Raw genomic sequence first — 20,331 nt, 5'->3', positions numbered from 1 at the left:
GGGGCTGTGCCCCGTCGCCGCTGCCGGCCATGAACAGGCCGGCAAATTCCCATGGCCGGCAAGATATTGCGCCGCAGCGTACGGGTCATTTCAGACATAGGTATGTCGGGAAATGCGATGGTTTAACCTGATCATACGAAGGTTTATGTTGAAGGCCGTCCAATCGATTCCAATGGCTGGTTTTCGGGCTGAAACGCCTGCTTGCCGATCGGGGGTGGGGCAGCCTAAAGCGGAATGGAACAGGAACAGGGGACAAGCCGGCATGAGCGATACAGCCATCGTTCACATCGTCGAGGATGATGAATCGCTGCGTGCGTCGCTCGATAGCCTGTTGCGTTCGGTGGGGCTTGCCACGCGAATGTATGGATCGGCGCGGGCCTTCATGGATGCGGATCGGCCCGATGCGCCCGGCTGCCTTGTGCTGGACATCCGCCTGCCAGGGATGAGCGGGCTGGATTTCCAGGCCCAGCTTGCCGATTCGGGGGTTCATCTGCCGGTGATCCTGATGACGGGCTTTGGCGATATTCCGATGTCCGTCAGGGGGATGAAGGCCGGCGCGGTGGATTTCCTCACCAAGCCATTTCGCGATCAGGACATGCTGGACGCGGTCGCCACCGCGATTGAGCGGGATCAGGCGCGGCGTGCTGCGGAGGATGGCGCGGCAGATCTGCTTGGGCTGTTTCAGACGTTATCGCCGCGCGAACGGCAGGTGATGGCGCTGGTGACGGCGGGAAAAATGAACAAGCAGGTGGCCGGTGATCTCAATCTCAGTGAGATCACGGTGAAGATTCATCGGGGCCACGCCATGCGCAAGATGGGCGCGCGGTCGCTGGCGGATCTTGTTCGCATGGCCGAAGCATTGCGTCTCCGGTCCGATGGCAGCACCGATCGACAAACCTGAGTATGATTTCCATTGACGGGGCAATTACCCATATCAAGATCAATCGGGTGGTAGGCGCATGATATGCGCAGACCGCTAGCGGTGAGGATGCCTGATGTGAGGAATGCCAAGTCCCTGCCCATGGTGGTCATTGTCGACGACGACGCGTCGCTTCGCGCGGCGACGCGCAGCCTCGTTCGTTCACTCGGCTACGATGTCCACGATTATGGGACGGCGGAGGAGTTTCTCGCGTCGGGCGATGCCGACGATGCCGATTGTCTGATTACCGATATCAACATGCCGGGCCTCAGCGGTATTGATCTCAAGGAAGCGCTGGCCAGCCGGGGTTGTTCGCTGCCCGTGCTGCTGATGACGGCCAGCACCGATGAAGCGACGCTCGATCGTGCCGCCTGCTGTGGCGCGATCCGCACATTGCGCAAGCCGTTCGAATGTCGCGAACTGATCGACACGCTTGAACAGGCCGTCGGCCCGGTCTGATCCCATCTGTTTCGTACCGGAAAAATGGCCGAAGGCGGCTTTGCGCCTCCGGCCAGTTGTTTCGCGTCACGGCGGAGAGGGTGCCGTAGAGCCCGTCGGGCGGTTAAGGGGAACCGCGCCGATACCGAGCTTTTATTGCGACTAGTTCTCATTTGCAAGAAATATTTTGGCGCTGGGCTGGGGCGTTCGGGCGGCGTTGCCGATTTGTCGGCTCGACAGCCGACTCTGCGCCGCGTTAAGGACGGTTCGACCCGGCGTAAGCCGTTTTCGCGGGCGAACGAGTTGGATTTGGGCGGAGTTATGCGATGAAGCCGTGGACGTTGCTGGCCGATCGCACCGTCGTGCTGTTTTTGGGGGTCGCGGCAGGTGCTGCGATTGGCCTTGCTTTCGCACATGGTGGTCAGCCCTGGCCGCAAGTGGCGACGCCCAAGGATACGACTGCCCCGATCATCCCGGCGCCCGTGCCCACACCGGCCGCTCCCCAGCCCATGCCGCAGACGGCGGGCGTGGAATGCGCCATGCCGTTTCAGCAGCAGTTGCTCGATACCGTCGCGGCAAAGGGCAAGATACGGGTCGGGGTGTTCGGCGACAGTTTCGGCGACGGGCTGTGGTCGGCACTTTACCGCCAGCTTCCGGCTTCGGCGGATTATCAGGTGGTGAAGTACAGCCAGCAATCGGTTGGCTTCACCCGTTATGCCAGCCTCAATCTGGAGGAGCATACGGCCGAGCAACTCGCCGCCGATGGCCCGGTCGATATTGCCGTCATCTCGTTCGGCGCGAACGATACGCAGGGCGTTTATGCCAATGGCAAGGCAGCCGCCCTGTTTTCCCCGGAATGGAAGCATGTGATCGGCGGCCGAGTAGACGGGCTTGTACGCCTGCTGCGATCGAAGGGGGCGATGGTCTACTGGGTGGGGCTGCCCAAGATGCGCAAGGACAGCTTCGACGCGGATATCGCGCAGATGAACGCTTTCTACGCCGAAAGGATGAAGATGCTCGGCGTGCCGTTCATCGATACCGCGCCTTTGTCGGTCGATGCCAGTGGCGCATATGCGCCCTATCTGCCTGACGGACCGGAGGGGAAACGCACGCTGATGCGGGCTAATGATGGCATCCACATGTCGATGCCTGGCTACGTCCATATCACCCGCGGGCTGGCCGATCGGATTCGCGGTTATGTCGAAGCTGCGCGCAGCTTTGCCGGTAAGGACGACAAGATCGTTCAGGCGAGTGCGTTATGATGGCGCCACTGATCGCCATGGCGGCCGCTGCTGCCGCGTCTCCGTGCGTCGATGGCCTGTGCAATATTCGCGGGCTGGAACCGTTTTTCGACAAGCTGGAGCGCGAGCAGCCGGGTGGCGTGGCCGGAAAGCGGCCGCTCCATATCCTGCAGATCGGTGACAGCCATACTGCGGGCGACGCTATCACCGGCGCGTGGCGCGAGATGCTTCAGGCCCGCTACGGCGCGGGTGGCCGTGGTGTGCTCGCGGCGGGGCGGCCTTATCAGGGTTATCTGACGCGCGGCGTCACGACCGAAATGTCGCCCGGCTGGAAGGTTACGGCGACATTCGGCGCCGCATCCGCGCCGCCGCGCCCGCCAATGGGCCTTTCCGGCTTCAGCCTGACATCGCAGCGCCCCGGCGCGCGCATCGCGCTCACCGCCAATGCCGGTCAGATGTTCGATCGTTTCGTGCTGTGCGCTGCGGCTTCGCCCGATGCGGGCACGCTTACCATCCGCACCGGCGATCGGATCGATCGGATGCGGCTCGATTCCGCCACCGGTCGCGCCGAATGCAAGACGGTCACGACGTCGCAGCCGGTATTCAATGTCGAGGTGGTGGCCGAGGACCGGCCTGTCACGATCACGTCATGGGCTACGTTCCGCGACAATGGCGGGATCGCACTGTCCAATGTCGGCGTGGTCGGATCACAACTCCAGCATTTCGGGCGGACTGACGATGCCGTCGTTGCCGAGGAGTTGCGCACCTACAAGCCCGATCTCATCGTCCTCGCGTTCGGCACGAACGAAGGGTTCGCCCCCGTTTTCCGGCCAGCGGAATATGAAATCACGCTGCGCACCCAGATCGGCCGGATGCGCCGCTTGGCGCCTGGCGTGCCGCTCCTTCTGCTGGGTGCGCCGGATGCAAGCAGCCGCCGCCCGGAAATGCTGCGCAACGCCGCCGGCATGGCACCAACCTATTGTCCCGAGCCGTCGGCCGCGTCGGTCACCGCATCCTCATCCATTCCGCCGGGGCAGACGCGGATCGGCACGGGCCGGCTGGATAATCTGCTGGCCGATATCAGCGCGGGTGACACCGCGTCGGATGATCTGCCGGCGCAACCACCGGTTGCGGCCCCACCTGTCTCGCCGACATGGGCCGTGCGGGCCAATCCGATTTTTCCGCCGGTGGGCCTGGGCGCCGCACGCGAAACGCAGCGCCGCGTCGCGGCCCAGCTTGGCGTCGCTTTCTGGGATTGGGAGGCGCGGATGGGCGGGGTGTGTTCGGCGGTCAGGTGGGTCAAGGCCGATCCGCCTTTGATGCGCGGCGATTATGTCCATTTCAATTCGGCTGGCGGGCGCGATATCGCCCAGCGCCTGAACGCCGATCTGGAACGTGCCCGCACCCTGATGAGCGCGTCCCGCTAAATGCACTTTCCGACACTCACCTTCGGGTTGTTCTTCCTCGCCATCTACGTGTTGGTATGGGGCGTCGACCGCGCGAACGAATGGCGCAAGATCCTGCTGCTGCTGGGAAGCTGGATCTTCTATGGCGCGTGGGACTGGCGTTTCGTCGCGCTCCTGATCTTGTCCGCATTCCTCAACTGGGGGGCTGCGGCGCTGATCTCGCGCACCGACGAAGATACCCGGCCCGGCCGGCGCAAGGCGCTGCTGGTGGCCGGGGTGGTTGCCAATCTCGGCATCCTCGGCTTCTTCAAATATTATGATTTCTTCCTCGAACAACTGGGCGTGCTGCTCGGCCAGTTCGGGTTCGAACGGGATATGCCGCTCCTTGAAATCATCCTGCCGGTGGGGGTCAGCTTCTTCACCTTCCAGGGCATGTCCTATCTGATCGACGTGGCGCGCAAGAAGGTGCCGCCGGCCAGCCTGCTGGACATGACGTTGCTGATGTCCTTCTTCCCGCACCTTGTTGCGGGGCCAATCGTGCGTGCGTCCGATCTGATCCCGCAGTTCAGGGAAACGCCCAAGCTCGATCGCGGCATGGTGGCGATGGGCCTGCTGCTGATCGTCTGGGGGCTGTTCAAGAAAGCGGTCGTCGCATCCGAATTGTCGGTCGGCTTCGTCGATCCGGTGTTCTTCGATCCCGGCGCGCATTCCAGCCTCGATCTGGTGATCGCGGCTTATGGCTATGCGGTGCAGATCTACTGCGATTTTTCGGCCTATAGCGACATGGCGATCGGGCTGGCGGCGCTGCTCGGCTATCGCTTCCCCTATAATTTCAACCAGCCCTATCGCGCCCGATCGCTCCAGGATTTCTGGCGGCGCTGGCACATCAGCCTGTCGAGCTGGCTGCGCGACTATCTCTATATCTCGCTCGGCGGCAGCCGGGGGGGCGTGTACAAGGCGTGCCGCAACATCATGATCACCATGCTGCTCGGCGGCCTGTGGCATGGTGCGAAATGGACCTTCCTGATCTGGGGCGGGCTGCATGGCATCGTCCAGGTGCTGGAAACGCTGTGGCGCAAGGCCAAGCCCGCCGGCTGGCCATCGCTGCCGGTGCCGATCGCGATCTTCCTCACCTTCCACATCGTGGCGCTCGGCTGGATATTCTTCCGCGCTGAAACCTTCGATAGTGCGATCGCGTTCCTGGGTGGCATCGGCCGGGGCGATTGGGGGGCGACGGTGGCGACGCCGCTTGCCGTGGGCCTGATCCTGTTCGGCATGGCGATGCACTTCACCCCGCCGATGCTGATGCAGGGGATCGCGCTGCGGCTGCGCACGGTATCCGCGCCGCTGCTCGGGCTGGGGGCTGGCGCTGCGATCCTGCTGATCGATGCGATGCGTTTCGAAGGGGTCGCGCCCTTCATATATTATCAGTTCTGAGGAAGGGGATCGCGATGGCCGACGAACATCATCCATCTCCGGTCGATCTGCCCGGCCCGCCGATGACGAGCGGCCCGGTGTTGCGCTGGACCACAGTCATCATCGCGGTGGCGACGCTGTTTCTCGGGCTGACGAACGCGACTGCGCTGAATGGCTGGGCGGTCGAACTGGCGCCGACCCCGGTGTCCGCGCGTATCGTTGCGGCGACGGAGGCGTGGGAAGAAACGACGGAACGCCTACTGCTCGCTACGCCCCGGGCCTGGATGCACGCGCGCTGGAAGGATCTTCAGGCGCTGCGCTTTGCTGGGCAGGAGCCAGCGGCGGAATAGGCCGCAGCCGCGCCGCGCCCCCCATATATGCCGGCCCGATCAGCGGGGGCGCTGGGCTGGCGGCTCGCGATGTTCGGCGCGCTGGCGGATGACGCGGAGATAGGCATCCACTAGCACCTGGTTGACGGCATCCCAGCCGAACCGTTCGCTGGCGACACGGCCGGCGGCACCGGCGGCGGCGCGGGCGTCTTTGTTCTCGCAAAAATGCTGGAGCGCATCGGCGAACTGGGCGATCGCGCCGGGGCGGACCAGCCGGCCGGTGACATTGTCTTCGACAAGGCTCTGGCTGCCCGTGGCGATCGCGGCGACGACTGGCAGGCCGGCGGCCATCGCTTCCAAGGTGACGTTGCCGAAGGTTTCGGTAACCGACGGATTGAACAGCATATCGCAGGACGCGACAGCACGGCCGAGATCATGGCCCTTCTGGAACCCGACAAACACGGCATTGGGCAGGCGCCGTTCGAACCAGTCGCGCGCCGGCCCTTCGCCCACCACCAGCACACGATGCTTTACGCCGCGTTGTTCGAGCTTGTCGATCGCATCGGAAAAGACATCCAGCCCCTTTTCCATCACCAGCCGGCCGACAAAGCCGACCACGGTTTCATCGTCGCCGATGCCATAGCCGCGCCGCCACGCCAGATCGCGTGCGGCCGGGGAAAAGATGTCGCGTTCCACCCCGCGCGACCAGATGCCGACATCATAGTTCATCCGCTGTTCGCGCAGCAGCTGCGCCATCGATTCGGATGGCGCGAAGATCGCATCGCAGCGCCGATAGAAGCGGCGCAGCGCCGCTTCCAGGATCGGTTCGAGGAAGGTCAGGCCGTAATAGCGAGGATAGGTTTCGAACCGGGTGTGGACCGATGCCACGACGGGCAGCCCTTGCTTGCGCCCCAGGGTGACTGCCCGATGACCAAGGATTTCGGGGCTGGCGACATGAAACAGATTGGGCTGAAAAGCCCGGATATCGCGCTTTACCGAAGGCGGGATCATCAGCGGGGCGCGATATTCCGCACGGCCCGGCAACGGCAATGCGGGAACGCCCACCAGGTCGCCGGTGGGCGGGAATGCCGGAGTATCGATACACGGCGAATAGATCCGCACGGCGGCCCCCTGGCCGAGCAGATACCCGACCAGCCGGTTCAGCGCCTGATTGGCGCCGTCGCGGACGTAATTATAGTTACCCGTGAACAGGGCGACACGAAGGTCTTCAACTTGCATGGGGCGCCGCTTTAGAGGGTTGCCGGGCAAAATGCCATTGCAACGCCGCGTGGTTTTGCGCCGGGCGCGCAAAGCAAGCGAAGCTCGATCCTGGTACATCGCTGCGCTGCACCCGCAATATATGATTAATATGTTGTAAACGAATGAAAAATATCAGCCAGCGGCGCGAAAATGATGGTTAAGGACATCGGTTGGAAAGGATTGATCGGCTATAGCCACGGGCAATGGAATGGCACCGCGCCGGGGTTCGCGGTGCCGGTATCAAGGGCCTTCGAGGTGGGATTATGCGCAAGACATTGATTTACTTTGGTGCCGTGGCGTCGGCTCTGCTGTGCGGGGCCAGCCCGGCATTGGCAGCCACCACGCTGTGCGCGAAGAGCGACCTTTCGGCGATGGTGCTCGCATGTAGCGGATTTTATAGCAAAAACGTGCTGAACAATAATGCGTCCAGCATCGATACGCAGCAGCAGGCGCTCGCCGCGCTTGGTTTCGATTGGGATGGTGACTTTTCCAAAATCGAGAAGATCGACAATCTTGGCGGCCTGAAGACGGTCGATTTTTCGACGCTGCTGACCGGTGTCACCTATGTTGGCTTCCATTTCGGCAACGGCAAGGGCGGGCCGGGCAATGCGACCGCCTTCTACAAGCTGGATGCTGGTGTGGAAGGGCTGGATACGATCAAGCTGTTCTATGAAGCCAGTTCGAACGCGGTTCTTTATTACACGAGCAAGCCGCCGGTGGCGGTGCCCGAACCGGCGACCTGGGCGATGATGATCGCGGGCTTCGGGCTGGTCGGCGCCGCGATGCGCCGCCGCAGGAACTGGGCGAACGTCCTGTACGTCTGATGGCAGGGGCGGGGGCGACCCCACCTTGCGAATTTCCGGATAATCGCCGACACTTTGGCCATGGTCGATGATGTCGAGGAAATCGACGCGGCCTGCCATTGCGGCACGGTGCGGCTGCGGGTGCGCCTGACGGATGGGTTGCGCACGGCGCGTCGCTGCACCTGTTCCTTGTGCCGAATGCGCGGCGCAGTCGCGGTGTCCGCCGATCTAGACGGCATCCGCATCGTCGCGGGCGGCGACGCGCTGACGCTCTACCAATTCAACACATTGTCAGCGAAGCATTATTTCTGTTCGAAATGCGGAATCTATACGCATCATCAGCGCCGTTCGACGCCGAACCAATATGGCGTGAACGTTGCCTGCCTGGCCGGAATAAGTCCGTTCGATTTTGCCGAGGTGCCCGTCCTGGATGGCGTGCGCCACCCGGCCGACGATAAAAGCGGGGCCGGGCCGCGGCGGGCGGGTACGCTGAAATATATTCCTAACCCATAGGGGCCGGGCGCACGACTGCGATCAGCGGGGCTGTGCGCGCCGGCAGAGGTGTGCGCCTCGCATAAGGTAGCGGGCAGGGGGCGGTGTCTTCGCGATTTCCGTCCCACCACGCCCGGCAAGGCGTGCGCGGGTCAATCCTCTGCCGGTGGTTCGTTCGGCGGGGTGCGAGGGATGTTGCGAATGCGGCGAATGCCGGCGAGCATCGGCAGCAGCAGCACCACCAGCAGCATCAGGGCGACAAATTCCTTCTTCATGCACAAAGGATAGGGGCGCGGCCGCTGTTCGGCCAGCCCGTGTGTTCATTCCACAAGCAAAGAAAAACCCCGCCGGATTGCGCCGGCGGGGTCATTCATGCGTCAGGCTTCAGCGCCGATCAATCGAGGTCTTCGGTGGTGAAGTCCTCGCCGACGACGGCGCCCAGGGGATCATCGCCGGTATCGTCTTCCACCGGACGGCGTAGTTCCGCTGCATGCTCTTCGGCGGCCGAAGCCGGGGCGACGAGCGACGCCTGCCAGGCCCGCTGCGAAGCGCGCAGGGCGGCATCGCGGCTGGTGGCGGTGACGCGCAGGCGGTTCATGCCCGCACCCGTGCCGGCGGGGATCAGGCGACCGACGATCACGTTCTCCTTGAGGCCGTCGAGCGAGTCGATCTTGCCCTGCACCGACGCTTCGGTGAGCACGCGGGTGGTTTCCTGGAACGACGCGGCCGAGATGAAGCTGCGGGTCTGCAGCGACGCCTTGGTGATGCCGAGCAGGACGGGCTTGCCTTCGGCCGGCTGCTTGCCTTCGGCCAGCAGCTTTTCATTGGCTTCGTCCATTTCGATCCGGTCGAGCTGTTCGCCCGGAAGCAGCGTCGAATCGCCGGCGGCGGTGATTTCAACCTTCTGCAGCATCTGACGAACGATCGTTTCGATGTGCTTGTCGTTGATCTTCACGCCCTGCAAGCGATAGACTTCCTGAATTTCCGACACGAGATATTCAGCCAGCGGCTCGATGCCGAGCACTTCCAGAATATCGTGCGGATCGGGGCTGCCGCCGATCAGGTTGTCGCCACGCTTGACGTAGTCGCCTTCCTGAACGTCGATCACCTTCGACTTCGGGATCAGATATTCAATCGCTTCCGAACCATCTTCCGGACGGATCAGGATCTTGCGCTTCGCCTTATAGTCCTTGCCGAATTCGACACGGCCCGAGACCCGGGCGATGATCGCATTTTCCTTCGGCTTGCGCGCTTCGAACAGCTCGGCAACGCGCGGCAGACCGCCGGTGATGTCGCGCGTCTTGGCGGCTTCGCGGGGAACGCGGGCGAGAACGTCGCCGACGCGCACCGTTGCGCCATCTTCGACCGCGACGATCGAGCCTGGGATCAGGCGCGATACGCCGGCTTCGCCGCTATTCTCGTCGAGCAGGGTGATCCGCGGACGGAAATCATCCTTCTTCGACTTGAGGTGATCTTCGACGATCACGCGCTGCGAAATGCCGGTCGCTTCGTCGGTTTCCTCGCGAACGGTGCGGTTCTCGATCATGTCCTGGAAGCGGACGGTGCCCGCCTTTTCGGTGATGACCGGGCTGAACGACGGATCCCATTCGGCGATACGTTCGCCCTTGGTAACCGATGCCCCGTCCTTGACGAGCAGGGTCGCGCCGTACGGCAGACGATGCGATGCGCGCTCGCGGCCCTCGGCGTCGAGGATCGCGATTTCACCGTTACGGGCAAGCGTCAGGCGACGGCCGCGCGTATCGATGATCGTCGGCACGTCGCGATAGACGAGCTGGCCGTCGGCCACCGCTTCCAGGTTCGATTCCTGGTTGAGCTGCGCCGCGCCACCGATGTGGAACGTACGCATCGTCAGCTGCGTGCCCGGTTCGCCGATCGACTGCGCCGCGATGACGCCGACGGCTTCGCCGATGTTGACCGGCGTACCACGGGCAAGATCGCGGCCGTAGCAGGCGCCGCACACGCCGTTCTTGCTCTCGCACACCAGTGGCGAGCGGATCTTGACCGACTGCAGGCTGATCGCCTCGATCTGGGTGATCATCGCTTCGTCGAGCAGCGTGCCTTCCTTGATGACGACCTCGCCCGACTTGCTGTCGACGATATCCTCGGCCGTGGTGCGGCCCAGGATGCGTTCGCCCAGCGACGCGATGGTGGCGCCGCCCTGGACGATCGCCTTCATTTCGAGCGCGCGTTCGGTGCCGCAATCCAGTTCGACGACGACGCAATCCTGCGACACGTCGACCAGACGACGGGTAAGGTAGCCCGAGTTCGCGGTCTTCAACGCCGTATCCGCGAGGCCCTTGCGCGCGCCGTGGGTGGAGTTGAAATATTCAAGGACGGTCAGGCCTTCCTTGAAGTTCGAGATGATCGGCGTTTCGATGATCTCACCCGACGGCTTGGCCATCAGCCCGCGCATGCCGGCCAGCTGCTTGATCTGCGCTGCCGAACCACGGGCACCGGAGTGGGCCATCATGTAGATCGCGTTGATCGGCTTTTCACGGCCGGTCTCCGGATCCTTCTTAACGGCTTGGATCTCCTTCATCATTTCGCCAGCGACACGATCACCGCAACGCGACCAGGCGTCGATCACCTTGTTGTATTTTTCCTGCTGGGTGATCAGGCCGTCCTGATACTGCTGCTCATAATCCTTCACGAGCGCGCGGGTCTCATCGACCAGCGGTTCCTTCGCATCGGGGATGATCATGTCGTCCTTGCCGAACGAGATGCCCGCCTTGAACGCGTGCCGGAAGCCCAGCGCCATGATCGCGTCGGCGAACAGGACGGTCTCCTTCTGGCCGGTGTGGCGATACACTTCGTCGATGACGTCGCCGATGTCCTTCTTGGTAAGGACGCGGTTGATCGTCTCGTAAGGCACCTTGTGGCTCTGCGGCAGGGTTTCGCCCAGCAGCATGCGGCCCGGCGTGGTTTCCACCCGCTTCATGTAACGATTGCCGGCCTCGTCCGTCTGCGGAACGCGGCTGATGATCTTGGTGTGCAGCGTCACCGCGCCGGCATGGAGGGCCTGGTGGACCTCGACCATGTCGGACAGCAGCATGCCTTCGCCCGGCTCATTTTCCTTCATCATCGAAAGATAATAGAGGCCGAGGACCATATCCTGCGACGGCACGATGATCGGCTTGCCGTTGGCGGGCGACAGGATGTTGTTGGTCGACATCATCAGCACGCGTGCCTCGAGCTGAGCCTCAAGGCTCAGCGGCACGTGCACGGCCATCTGATCGCCGTCGAAGTCGGCGTTGAAGGCCGAGCAGACCAGCGGGTGAAGCTGGATTGCCTTGCCTTCGATCAGCACGGGTTCGAACGCCTGGATGCCCAGACGGTGCAGCGTCGGCGCGCGGTTCAGGAGAACCGGATGCTCGCGGATCACTTCGTCAAGGATGTCCCAGACTTCCTTGCGTTCCTTTTCGACCCACTTCTTCGCCTGCTTCAGGGTCATCGACAGACCCTTGGCATCGAGCCGCGCGTAGATGAACGGCTTGAACAGTTCGAGCGCCATCTTCTTCGGCAGGCCGCACTGGTGCAGCTTGAGTTCCGGACCGGTCACGATGACCGAACGGCCCGAATAGTCGACGCGCTTGCCGAGCAGGTTCTGACGGAAGCGGCCCTGCTTGCCCTTCAGCATGTCGGACAGCGACTTCAGCGGACGCTTGTTGGCGCCGGTGATTGTGCGGCCGCGACGGCCGTTATCGAACAGGGCGTCGACGGCTTCTTGCAACATGCGCTTTTCGTTGCGGACGATGATGTCCGGCGCGCGCAGTTCCATCAGCCGCTTCAAACGGTTGTTGCGGTTGATCACGCGGCGATAGAGATCGTTGAGATCCGACGTCGCGAAGCGGCCGCCATCGAGCGGCACCAGCGGACGCAGTTCGGGCGGAATGACCGGGATCACTTCGAGGATCATCCATTCCGGGCGGTTGCCCGAATCGATGAAGCTTTCGACGACCTTCAGTCGCTTGATGATCTTCTTGGGCTTCAGTTCGGACTTGGTGACTGCCAGTTCTTCCAGCAGGTCCTTGCGTTCGCCTTCGAGATCCAGCTCTTCGAGCATGCGGCGCACGGCTTCGGCGCCGATGCCGGCGGAGAAGGCGTCCTCGCCATATTCGTCCTGCGCTTCGAGCAGTTCGTCCTCGGTGAGGAGCTGATACTTTTCAAGCGAGGTGAGGCCCGGCTCGATGACGATATAGGCTTCGAAGTAGAGCACGCGCTCAAGCTGCTTGAGCTGCATGTCGAGCAGCAGGCCGATGCGGCTCGGCAGCGACTTCAGGAACCAGATGTGCGCGACGGGAGCGGCCAGCTCGATATGGCCCATGCGTTCGCGACGGACCTTCGATACGGTGACTTCAACGCCGCACTTTTCGCAGACGATGCCCTTGTACTTCATGCGCTTGTACTTGCCGCACAGGCATTCGTAATCCTTGATCGGACCGAAGATGCGCGCGCAGAACAGGCCGTCGCGCTCAGGCTTGAACGTACGATAGTTGATCGTTTCCGGCTTCTTGATTTCACCGAACGACCAGGAACGGATGCGTTCCGGCGAAGCGATGCCGATCTTGATCTGGTCGAAGGTTTCCGGCTTGGCGACCGGATTGGCGAAGTTGGTCAGTTCGTTCATGTGTCTTCCCTTCGGAAGTGAATGTCAGGGGCAGGTGGGGGAGGGGCGCCGATCGTTCGGCGCCCAAACAACCCTTATTCCGCCGCCTCGGCCAGGCCGTCGCCGTCCTCGATGGACTTGAGTTCGACGTTAAGACCCAGCGAGCGCATTTCCTTGACGAGCACGTTGAAGCTTTCCGGAATGCCTGCTTCGAAGGTATCGTCGCCCTTGACGATCGCTTCGTAGACCTTGGTGCGGCCGACGACGTCGTCCGATTTTACCGTCAGCATTTCCTGCAGCGTGTACGCGGCGCCGTAAGCCTGGAGCGCCCAGACTTCCATTTCCCCGAAACGCTGGCCGCCGAACTGCGCCTTACCGCCCAGCGGCTGCTGAGTGACGAGGCTGTACGGCCCGATCGAACGCGCGTGGATCTTGTCGTCGACCAAGTGGTGCAGCTTCAGCATGTAGATGTAGCCCACCGTCACGCGGCGATCGAACTGATCGCCGGTGCGGCCGTCATACAATTCCACCTGACCCGACGTATCGAGACCAGCCAGCGACAGCATCGCCGACACGTCGGCTTCGCGGGCGCCGTCGAACACCGGTGTCGCCATCGGCACGCCGTTCTTCAGGATCTTTGCCATTTCGACGATCTGATCGGTCGAACGGGCATCGATTTCCGCGTGATATTGCGGACCGTAGATCGTCTTGAGGCGCTCCACGACGGCTTCGGGCGGCTGACCACCGGTCGCGTCGGGATTGGCTTCACGCCACGCTTCCAGCGCCTCGGTTACCTGCTGGCCCAGCCCGCGCGCGGCCCAGCCCAGATGGGTTTCGAAGATCTGCCCGACGTTCATGCGCGACGGCACGCCCAGCGGGTTGAGCACGATATCCACCGGCGTCCCATCGGCGAGGAACGGCATGTCCTCGTTCGGCAGGATGCGGCTGATGACGCCCTTGTTGCCGTGACGGCCGGCCATCTTGTCGCCTGGCTGCAGCTTGCGCTTCACCGCGACGAAGACCTTGACCATCTTCAGCACGCCCGGCGGCAGTTCGTCACCGCGCTGGAGCTTTTCGACGCGATCTTCGAAGCGCGCCTTGATGACACCGGCGGCGTCGTCATACTGCGCCTTCACGGCTTCCAGATCAGCCTGACGGGCGTCGTCCTGAACGGCGAATTTCCACCATTCATGACGCTCGACCGTTTCGAGCATTTCCGCGTCGATCTCGGCGCCCTTCTTCACGCCCTTCGGCGCGCCGGTTGCAACCTGACCGAGCAGCATTTCGCGCAGACGCGAGAAGGTTGCACGGTTGAGGATGCCGCGTTCGTCCTCGGCGTCCTTGCGCAGGCGATCGATCTCCTCGCGCTCGATCGCCATCGCGCGCTCGTCCTTGTCGATGCCGTGACGGTTGAATACGCGCACGTCGACGATCGTGCCGGCAACGCCCGGCGGCAGGCGCAGCGACGTATCGCGCACGTCCGACGCCTTTTCACCGAAGATGGCGCGCAGCAGCTTTTCTTCCGGCGTCATCGGGCTTTCGCCCTTCGGCGTGATCTTGCCGACCAGGATGTCGCCCGGCTCCACTTCGGCGCCGATGTACACGATGCCAGCCTCGTCGAGGTTGCGCAGCGCTTCTTCGCCGACGTTGGGAATATCGCGGGTGATGTCTTCGGGCCCGAGCTTGGTGTCGCGCGCCATCACTTCGAATTCGTCGATGTGGATCGACGTGAACACGTCGTCCTTCACGATCCGTTCGGAGATCAGGATGGAATCTTCGTAATTGTAGCCGTTCCACGGCATGAACGCGACGAGGACGTTGCGGCCCAGCGCCAGTTCACCGAACTCCGTCGACGGGCCGTCGGCGATCACGTCGCCCTTGCGGACGACATCGCCCACCTTCACCAGCGGGCGCTGGTTGATGCAGGTCGACTGGTTCGAACGCTGGAACTTCATCAGCGTGTAGATGTCGACGCCAGACTTACCGGCCTCGACCTCTTCGGTCGCGCGGATGACGATGCGGGTCGCGTCCACCTGATCGACGATGCCGGTACGGCGGGCGCCGATTGCGGCGCCGGAGTCGCGGGCCACGGTTTCTTCCATGCCGGTGCCCACAAACGGTGCCTCGGCACGGACGAGCGGCACGGCCTGACGCTGCATGTTCGAGCCCATGAGCGCGCGGTTGGCGTCATCGTTTTCCAGGAACGGAATGAGCGATGCGGCGACCGAAACGAGCTGCTTGGGGCTGACGTCCATCAGGGTGATCTGGTCGCGCGGGGCGATCAGAAATTCACCGGCCTGACGCGAAGACACCAGTTCCTCGACGAAACGGCCTTCGGCGTCCAGTTCGGCATTGGCCTGCGCGATGGTGTGCTTGGCCTCTTCCATCGCCGACAGATAGACGACGTCGGTCGTCACCTTATGATCGACGACCTTGCGGTACGGTGTTTCGATGAAGCCGTACTTGTTGACCCGGCTGAACGACGCGAGGCTGTTGATCAGGCCGATGTTCGGGCCTTCCGGCGTTTCGATCGGGCAGATGCGGCCATAATGGGTCGGGTGAACGTCGCGGACTTCGAAGCCCGCACGCTCACGCGTGAGACCGCCCGGCCCGAGCGCCGAAACGCGGCGCTTGTGTGTCACTTCGGATAGCGGGTTGGTCTGATCCATGAACTGCGACAGCTGCGACGAGCCGAAGAATTCGCGCACTGCGGCCACCGCCGGCTTGGCGTTGATCAGGTCGTTCGGCATAACCGTCGACACATCTACAGACGACATGCGTTCCTTCACCGCGCGTTCCATGCGGAGCAGGCCGACGCGATACTGGTTTTCGAGCAATTCGCCCACCGAACGCACGCGTCGGTTGCCGAGATTGTCGATGTCGTCGATTTCGCCCTTGCCGTCCTTCAGGTTGACGAGCGTCTTGACCACTTCGAGGATGTCCTCGGAACGCAAGGTCGTCACCGTGTCCTCGACGTCGAGGTCGAGGCGCATGTTGAGCTTGACGCGGCCGACGGCCGACAGGTCGTAGCGTTCCGGATCGAAGAACAGGCCGGCGAACAGGGCTTCGGCGGTTTCCTTCGTGGGCGGTTCGCCAGGACGCATGACGCGGTAGATTTCGGACAGCGCATGATCGCGATCCTCGACCTTGTCGGCCTTCAGCGTGTTGCGGATCCACGGACCAGTCGAAATGTGATCGATGTCGAGCAGTTCGAGCTTTTCGAGACCCGCCTGATCGAGCAGTTCGAGATTTTCCGGCGTCACTTCGTCGCCGGCTTCGATCCAGATTCGGCCGGTCTGTTCGTCGATCAGGTCGAACGCGCTATATTTGCCGAAGATTTCGTCGGTCGGGATCAGCAGCGAGGTAAGGCCGTCCTTCTGCGCCTTGTTGGCGGCACGCGGGCTGATCTTGGTGCCCGCCGGGAACACGACTTCGCCGGTGTCGCCGTTGACGACATCGAAGTTCGGCTTCTGGCCACGCCAGTTTTCGGGGAGGTAGGGAACCTTCCAGCCGCCTTCGCCGCGCACATAGATCGCGGTCTTGTAGAAATGGTTGAGGATTTCCTCGCCATTCAGGCCAAGCGCGTAAAGCAGGGTCGTGACCGGCAGCTTGCGCTTGCGGTCGATGCGGACGTTGACGATGTCCTTGGCGTCAAATTCGAAATCGAGCCACGAGCCGCGGTACGGAATGACGCGCGCGGCGAAAAGATACTTGCCCGATGCGTGGGTCTTGCCGCGATCATGATCGAACAGAACGCCCGGCGAACGGTGCATCTGCGAAACGATCACGCGCTCGGTGCCGTTGACGAAGAACGTGCCGTTCTGCGTCATCAGCGGCATGTCGCCCATGTAGACGTCCTGCTCCTTGATATCGAGCACGGAGCGGGTGTCGGTATCGACGTCCACTTCGAACACGATCAGGCGCAGCGTCACGCGCATCGGCGCGGCGTAGGTGATGCCGCGCTGGCGGCATTCATCGACGTCGTACTTCGGAGGTTCGAGTTCGTAATTGACGAAATCCAGCTCGGCGGTGCCGGCGAAATCGCGGATCGGGAAGACCGAACGCAGCGTCTTTTCGAGGCCCGAAACATATTCGTCCTCGGGGCGCGAACGGAGGAACTGTTCGTACGAGTCGCGCTGAACCTCGATCAGGTTCGGCATCTGCACCACTTCGTGGATGTTGCCGAAAACCTTGCGGATGCGCTTCTTCGCGGTGTTGATGAGGGACTGGCCGGGAGTTGCCTGCGTCGCCATGAATAATCCTCGCGTCCGATCAAAAATGTTCCGTCTCACGCCGGAGTGCAGCCGATTCGCGGGTGATCCCCACGAAAAAAAGTGCGGGTCCGGGCTGTCGGAACCGCACTGCCTGCGTCTTGTATTACCCCGTCTGTTTCCCATTCGTCGCGGCCTGTGCGCAAGGTAGGCCGTGTCCCGGAAGCGGATGGAGTGGCCCGCCGCCGCCGAGGCGGGATGGAAGGCCGGAAAATCCGTGAACGACCTATATAGAGACACTGTTGGATTTAGGGAAGGGGAGATCTGTATCCCGGGGCGACGGGTGTCTGCCGCCGATTGAGCGGATGCCCCGCAGGTTTGACCCGTTTTTGGCGCAAGCATAGGGTAAGAACGACGAATAGGCGCCAGGTGGGTGCGAATACAGTGACGATTGGGGGCGTGGGTGGTGCAGGCAGATATGACGCGGTCGCTGGTTCGGCACCCCTTTCGGTTCGGGATGCTGGCACTGGGCACGGCGACGCTGGCTGTCGCAGCGGCGATCGCAACGCCCGCGATGCTGGAAACTGCGGTCACCACGTCGCCTTCGCCTGTTCCGGTGCCGTTGCGTTCTGGTTTGGGTCTGAACCTGACGAGTGCGATTTATTATAGCGGCGAACGGGCGCTGATGAATTTGGCGCAGGGCAGCGGCGGCTGGATGTGGCAGGCGTCGTGGAGCGCGCCCTGGGGGGTGCTGGATACGGGCCGGCTCGACGGGGCGGACACGGTCAAATCGCTCAATCCCGGGGAGGTGGCGCATCTGCCGTTGCTGCCGCCGGAAGGGGCGTATGGGACGGCGCCGGTTCGCGTGCGGTGCAGCTGGGCGGGCAAGGGGACGCTGGCGCCGGGCGGTATCGTCAGCGCGGTTTCGCAGGGCGCGAACAGCTTCGAATTTGACTGGGCACCGGCGAAGAATGGCGAGGTGATGCCGGCGCGGGTGACGCTGAGCGCGACCGATCCGTCCGATCCGGTGCGCAAGATCGATTGCCGGGAGAAGAGCGCGTCGACGACGGCGCTGTTTTCGCCGGACTTCGTGCAATCGCTGGCGGGGTACAGGCTGGTGCGGTTCCTCGACTGGCAGAATGTGAACCAGAATGCGACGGTGACGTGGGCGACCCGGCCGACGCTGGACAGCCAGGACCAGAGCGGCGCGCGGGGCGTGGCGGTGGAATATATGGTGGGGCTGGCCAACGAGGCCGGGGTGGATCCGTGGTTCACGATGCCGTGGAATGCGGACGACACCTATATCCGGCGCTTTGCCGAATATGTGCGGGACAATCTGGCGTCGGGCCGGGTGGCCTATGTCGAGATGTCGAACGAGGTGTGGAACTATGCCTTTCCGGTGACCGGGCAGGCGCGGGACGAGGGCCTGGCGGCGGGGCTGTCGACCAATTCGCATGAAGCGATGCTGCGGCGCTATGCCGAGAAATCGGCGGCGATGCACCGGATCTGGACCGATGTGTTCAAGGCCAATCCAGGCCGGCTGGTGCGGGTGGTGTCGGTGCAGAGCGCGAATGCGTGGACGGCCGAGACGGTGCTGGGTTTCCGCGACACCGCGCAATATGTGGATGCGGTGGCGACCGCGCCTTATTTTGGCGGCGCGCTGTTCGATGATGCGCGGGCCGGCTGGACGAACCTCGATCAGATCTTCGCCTGGCTGGGTGCCGATGTCGACGCCGCGATCGCCCGTGGCGTGGAAAGCAAGGCGATCGCCACGCGGTTCGGCAAGCGTTCGATCGCCTATGAGGGCGGCCAGCACATCCTCAACCGCACCAATCTGCCGCTGCTGACGAGCATCCAGCGCGATCCGCGGATGTACGATCTCTACAAGAAATATCTGAGCGGCTGGCAAAAGCAGGTCGGCGACACGATGACGCTGTTCAACTCGACTTCGCCGATCAGCCAGCATGGCGCCTGGGGCCTGCGCGAATATGCCGGACAGCCTCTCGCCCAAACCCCCAAGCGCCGCGCAGCCGTCGACTATAACAACGCCGTCTACTGACACGGCAAACCAAATAAGGGGCGGCCTCAACGCCGCCCCTTCAGCCCTATGGACGTCAGATTACAGGCACAAAAAAGGGGCGACCCGTCGCCGGGCCGCCCCTCCTTTTTCTACGCCGAAGCGAAGAAGCTTACTTGAGTTCGACGGTCGCGCCGGCTTCTTCAAGCTGCTTCTTGACCTTCTCGGCTTCGTCCTTGCCGACGCCTTCCTTGATCGCCTTCGGCGCGCCCTCGACGAGAGCCTTCGCTTCGGTCAGACCCAGGCCGGTGATGGCGCGGACTTCCTTGATGACGTTGATCTTCTTGCCACCGTCGCCGGTGAGGATCACGTCGAATTCGGTCTTTTCTTCGGCAGCGGCGCCACCAGCGGCGCCACCGGCGGCCGGAGCTGCAACCGCAACCGCAGCAGCGGCCGAAACGCCCCACTTTTCTTCGAGCAGCTTCGAAAGCTCAGCGGCTTCGAGAACGGTCAGAGCCGAGAGGTCGTCAACAATCTTCTGCAGGTCAGCCATTTAAATCTCCATGCGGGGCAGCGCCCCAATAGATGTCAGTGAAACGATATCGAAAATCAGGCGTCGGCCTCGGCCGCGTGCGCCGCCAGAACCCGTGCGATCTGGCCGCCCGGTTCCTTGAGGATGCGCGCGATCTTGGTCGCAGGTGCGCTGATCAGCCCAATGATGGTGCCGCGCAGTTCGTCCAGCGACGGCAGTGTCGCCAGAGCCTTCACCCCATCAACGTCGAGAACGGTGTCGCCCATCGCGCCGCCGACGATTTCCAACTTGTCGTTGGTCTTCGCAAATTCGACGACGACCTTAGCGGCCGCCACCGGATCGACAGACGTGCTGAGCGCCGTCGGCCCCACCAGCAGCGCATTAAGCGTGCTGTAGGCAGTGCCCTCGGCGGCAATGCGGGCGAGCTTGTTCTTCGATACCCGATAGCTGCCGCCAGCTTCGCGCATCTTCACCCGAAGCGCAGTCGACTGCGCAACGGTAAGACCGAGATTGCGGGTCACGACGACCACGCCCGTCTCGGTGAAGGTGCGATTCAGCTCGGCAACCAGCTCGGCTTTCTGAGCTCGATCCATGCCTTACTCCTTAACTGCCCCGGCGGAACATCCGCCGAGGCCCCCGC

General features: G+C 62.9%; 14 protein-coding genes and 1 pseudogene. 9 read left to right on the top strand and 6 right to left on the bottom strand.

The window, feature by feature from the left end:
• Positions 1-262: 262 nt before the first annotated feature.
• From KC8_RS07170 to KC8_RS07145, 6 genes are all read left to right on the top strand, one after another.
• Entirely contained in the window at positions 263-901 is a 639-nt protein-coding gene (locus KC8_RS07170) for a response regulator transcription factor (protein ID WP_010127658.1), read from the top strand.
• Positions 902-997: 96 nt separating this feature from the next.
• Positions 998-1,378 (top strand): response regulator transcription factor, encoded by a 381-nt coding sequence (locus KC8_RS07165; RefSeq protein WP_138956790.1) that lies wholly within the window; start codon positions 998-1,000, stop codon positions 1,376-1,378.
• 305 nt (positions 1,379-1,683) lie between these two features.
• Positions 1,684-2,619, top strand: a complete 936-nt coding sequence (locus tag KC8_RS07160) for an SGNH/GDSL hydrolase family protein (protein ID WP_010127663.1) — start codon at positions 1,684-1,686, stop codon at positions 2,617-2,619.
• Positions 2,616-4,025, top strand: a complete 1,410-nt coding sequence (locus tag KC8_RS07155; RefSeq protein ID WP_010127665.1) for a GDSL-type esterase/lipase family protein — start codon at positions 2,616-2,618, stop codon at positions 4,023-4,025. The genes KC8_RS07160 and KC8_RS07155 overlap by 4 nt, the downstream gene beginning before the upstream one ends.
• Positions 4,026-5,441: an MBOAT family O-acyltransferase gene (locus KC8_RS07150; RefSeq protein WP_010127666.1), complete on the top strand. Its 1,416-nt coding sequence runs from the start codon at positions 4,026-4,028 to the stop codon at positions 5,439-5,441. It abuts the gene before it with no gap.
• A gap of 14 nt (positions 5,442-5,455) precedes the next feature.
• Positions 5,456-5,770, top strand: coding sequence for a hypothetical protein (locus tag KC8_RS07145; protein ID WP_010127668.1), 315 nt, complete (start codon positions 5,456-5,458; stop codon positions 5,768-5,770).
• A gap of 39 nt (positions 5,771-5,809) precedes the next feature.
• Here KC8_RS07145 and KC8_RS07140 read toward each other — a convergent pair whose 3' ends face one another.
• Complete coding sequence (locus KC8_RS07140; RefSeq protein ID WP_010127669.1) at positions 5,810-6,988, bottom strand: glycosyltransferase family 4 protein; 1,179 nt, start codon at positions 6,986-6,988, stop codon at positions 5,810-5,812.
• Between the two features lie 740 nt (positions 6,989-7,728).
• Between KC8_RS07140 and KC8_RS20630 the strand changes: the two are divergent.
• Positions 7,729-7,833, top strand: a pseudogene (locus KC8_RS20630) (PEPxxWA-CTERM sorting domain-containing protein); the annotation flags it as partial.
• Positions 7,834-7,893: 60 nt separating this feature from the next.
• The gene (locus KC8_RS07130; protein ID WP_010127671.1) at positions 7,894-8,325 is read left to right on the top strand and encodes a GFA family protein; all 432 of its coding nucleotides are present in this window, start codon (positions 7,894-7,896) and stop codon (positions 8,323-8,325) included.
• Between the two features lie 131 nt (positions 8,326-8,456).
• Here KC8_RS07130 and KC8_RS20495 read toward each other — a convergent pair whose 3' ends face one another.
• The 3 genes from KC8_RS20495 to rpoB form a co-directional block, all read right to left on the bottom strand.
• Positions 8,457-8,579 carry a hypothetical protein gene (locus tag KC8_RS20495; RefSeq protein WP_257789642.1) on the bottom strand — a complete coding sequence of 41 codons (123 nt, stop codon included), beginning with the start codon at positions 8,577-8,579 and terminating at the stop codon, positions 8,457-8,459.
• A gap of 119 nt (positions 8,580-8,698) precedes the next feature.
• Positions 8,699-12,952: a DNA-directed RNA polymerase subunit beta' gene (gene rpoC / locus KC8_RS07125; RefSeq protein WP_010127672.1), complete on the bottom strand. Its 4,254-nt coding sequence runs from the start codon at positions 12,950-12,952 to the stop codon at positions 8,699-8,701.
• A 74-nt stretch (positions 12,953-13,026) separates the two neighbouring features.
• On the bottom strand, positions 13,027-17,184 hold the full coding sequence (rpoB, locus tag KC8_RS07120) for a DNA-directed RNA polymerase subunit beta (protein ID WP_010127673.1): 4,158 nt from the start codon (positions 17,182-17,184) through the stop codon (positions 13,027-13,029).
• Positions 17,185-17,620: 436 nt separating this feature from the next.
• Between rpoB and KC8_RS07115 the strand changes: the two genes are divergently transcribed.
• Entirely contained in the window at positions 17,621-19,201 is a 1,581-nt protein-coding gene (locus KC8_RS07115) for a hypothetical protein (protein ID WP_232455652.1), read from the top strand.
• A gap of 130 nt (positions 19,202-19,331) precedes the next feature.
• Here KC8_RS07115 and rplL read toward each other — a convergent pair whose 3' ends face one another.
• Together rplL and rplJ are read right to left on the bottom strand one after the other, a co-directional pair.
• Positions 19,332-19,712 carry a 50S ribosomal protein L7/L12 gene (gene rplL, locus KC8_RS07110; protein WP_010127917.1) on the bottom strand — a complete coding sequence of 127 codons (381 nt, stop codon included), beginning with the start codon at positions 19,710-19,712 and terminating at the stop codon, positions 19,332-19,334.
• Between the two features lie 56 nt (positions 19,713-19,768).
• Complete coding sequence (rplJ, locus tag KC8_RS07105) at positions 19,769-20,284, bottom strand: 50S ribosomal protein L10 (protein WP_010127919.1); 516 nt, start codon at positions 20,282-20,284, stop codon at positions 19,769-19,771.
• Between the last annotated feature and the right edge of the window lie 47 nt (positions 20,285-20,331).

It is taken from the genome of Sphingomonas sp. KC8 (genome assembly GCF_002151445.1).
GTDB lineage: Bacteria > Pseudomonadota > Alphaproteobacteria > Sphingomonadales > Sphingomonadaceae > Sphingomonas_E.
The sequence above is the reverse complement of the archived record's forward strand: the minus strand, read 5'-3'. Positions and strand labels throughout refer to the sequence as shown.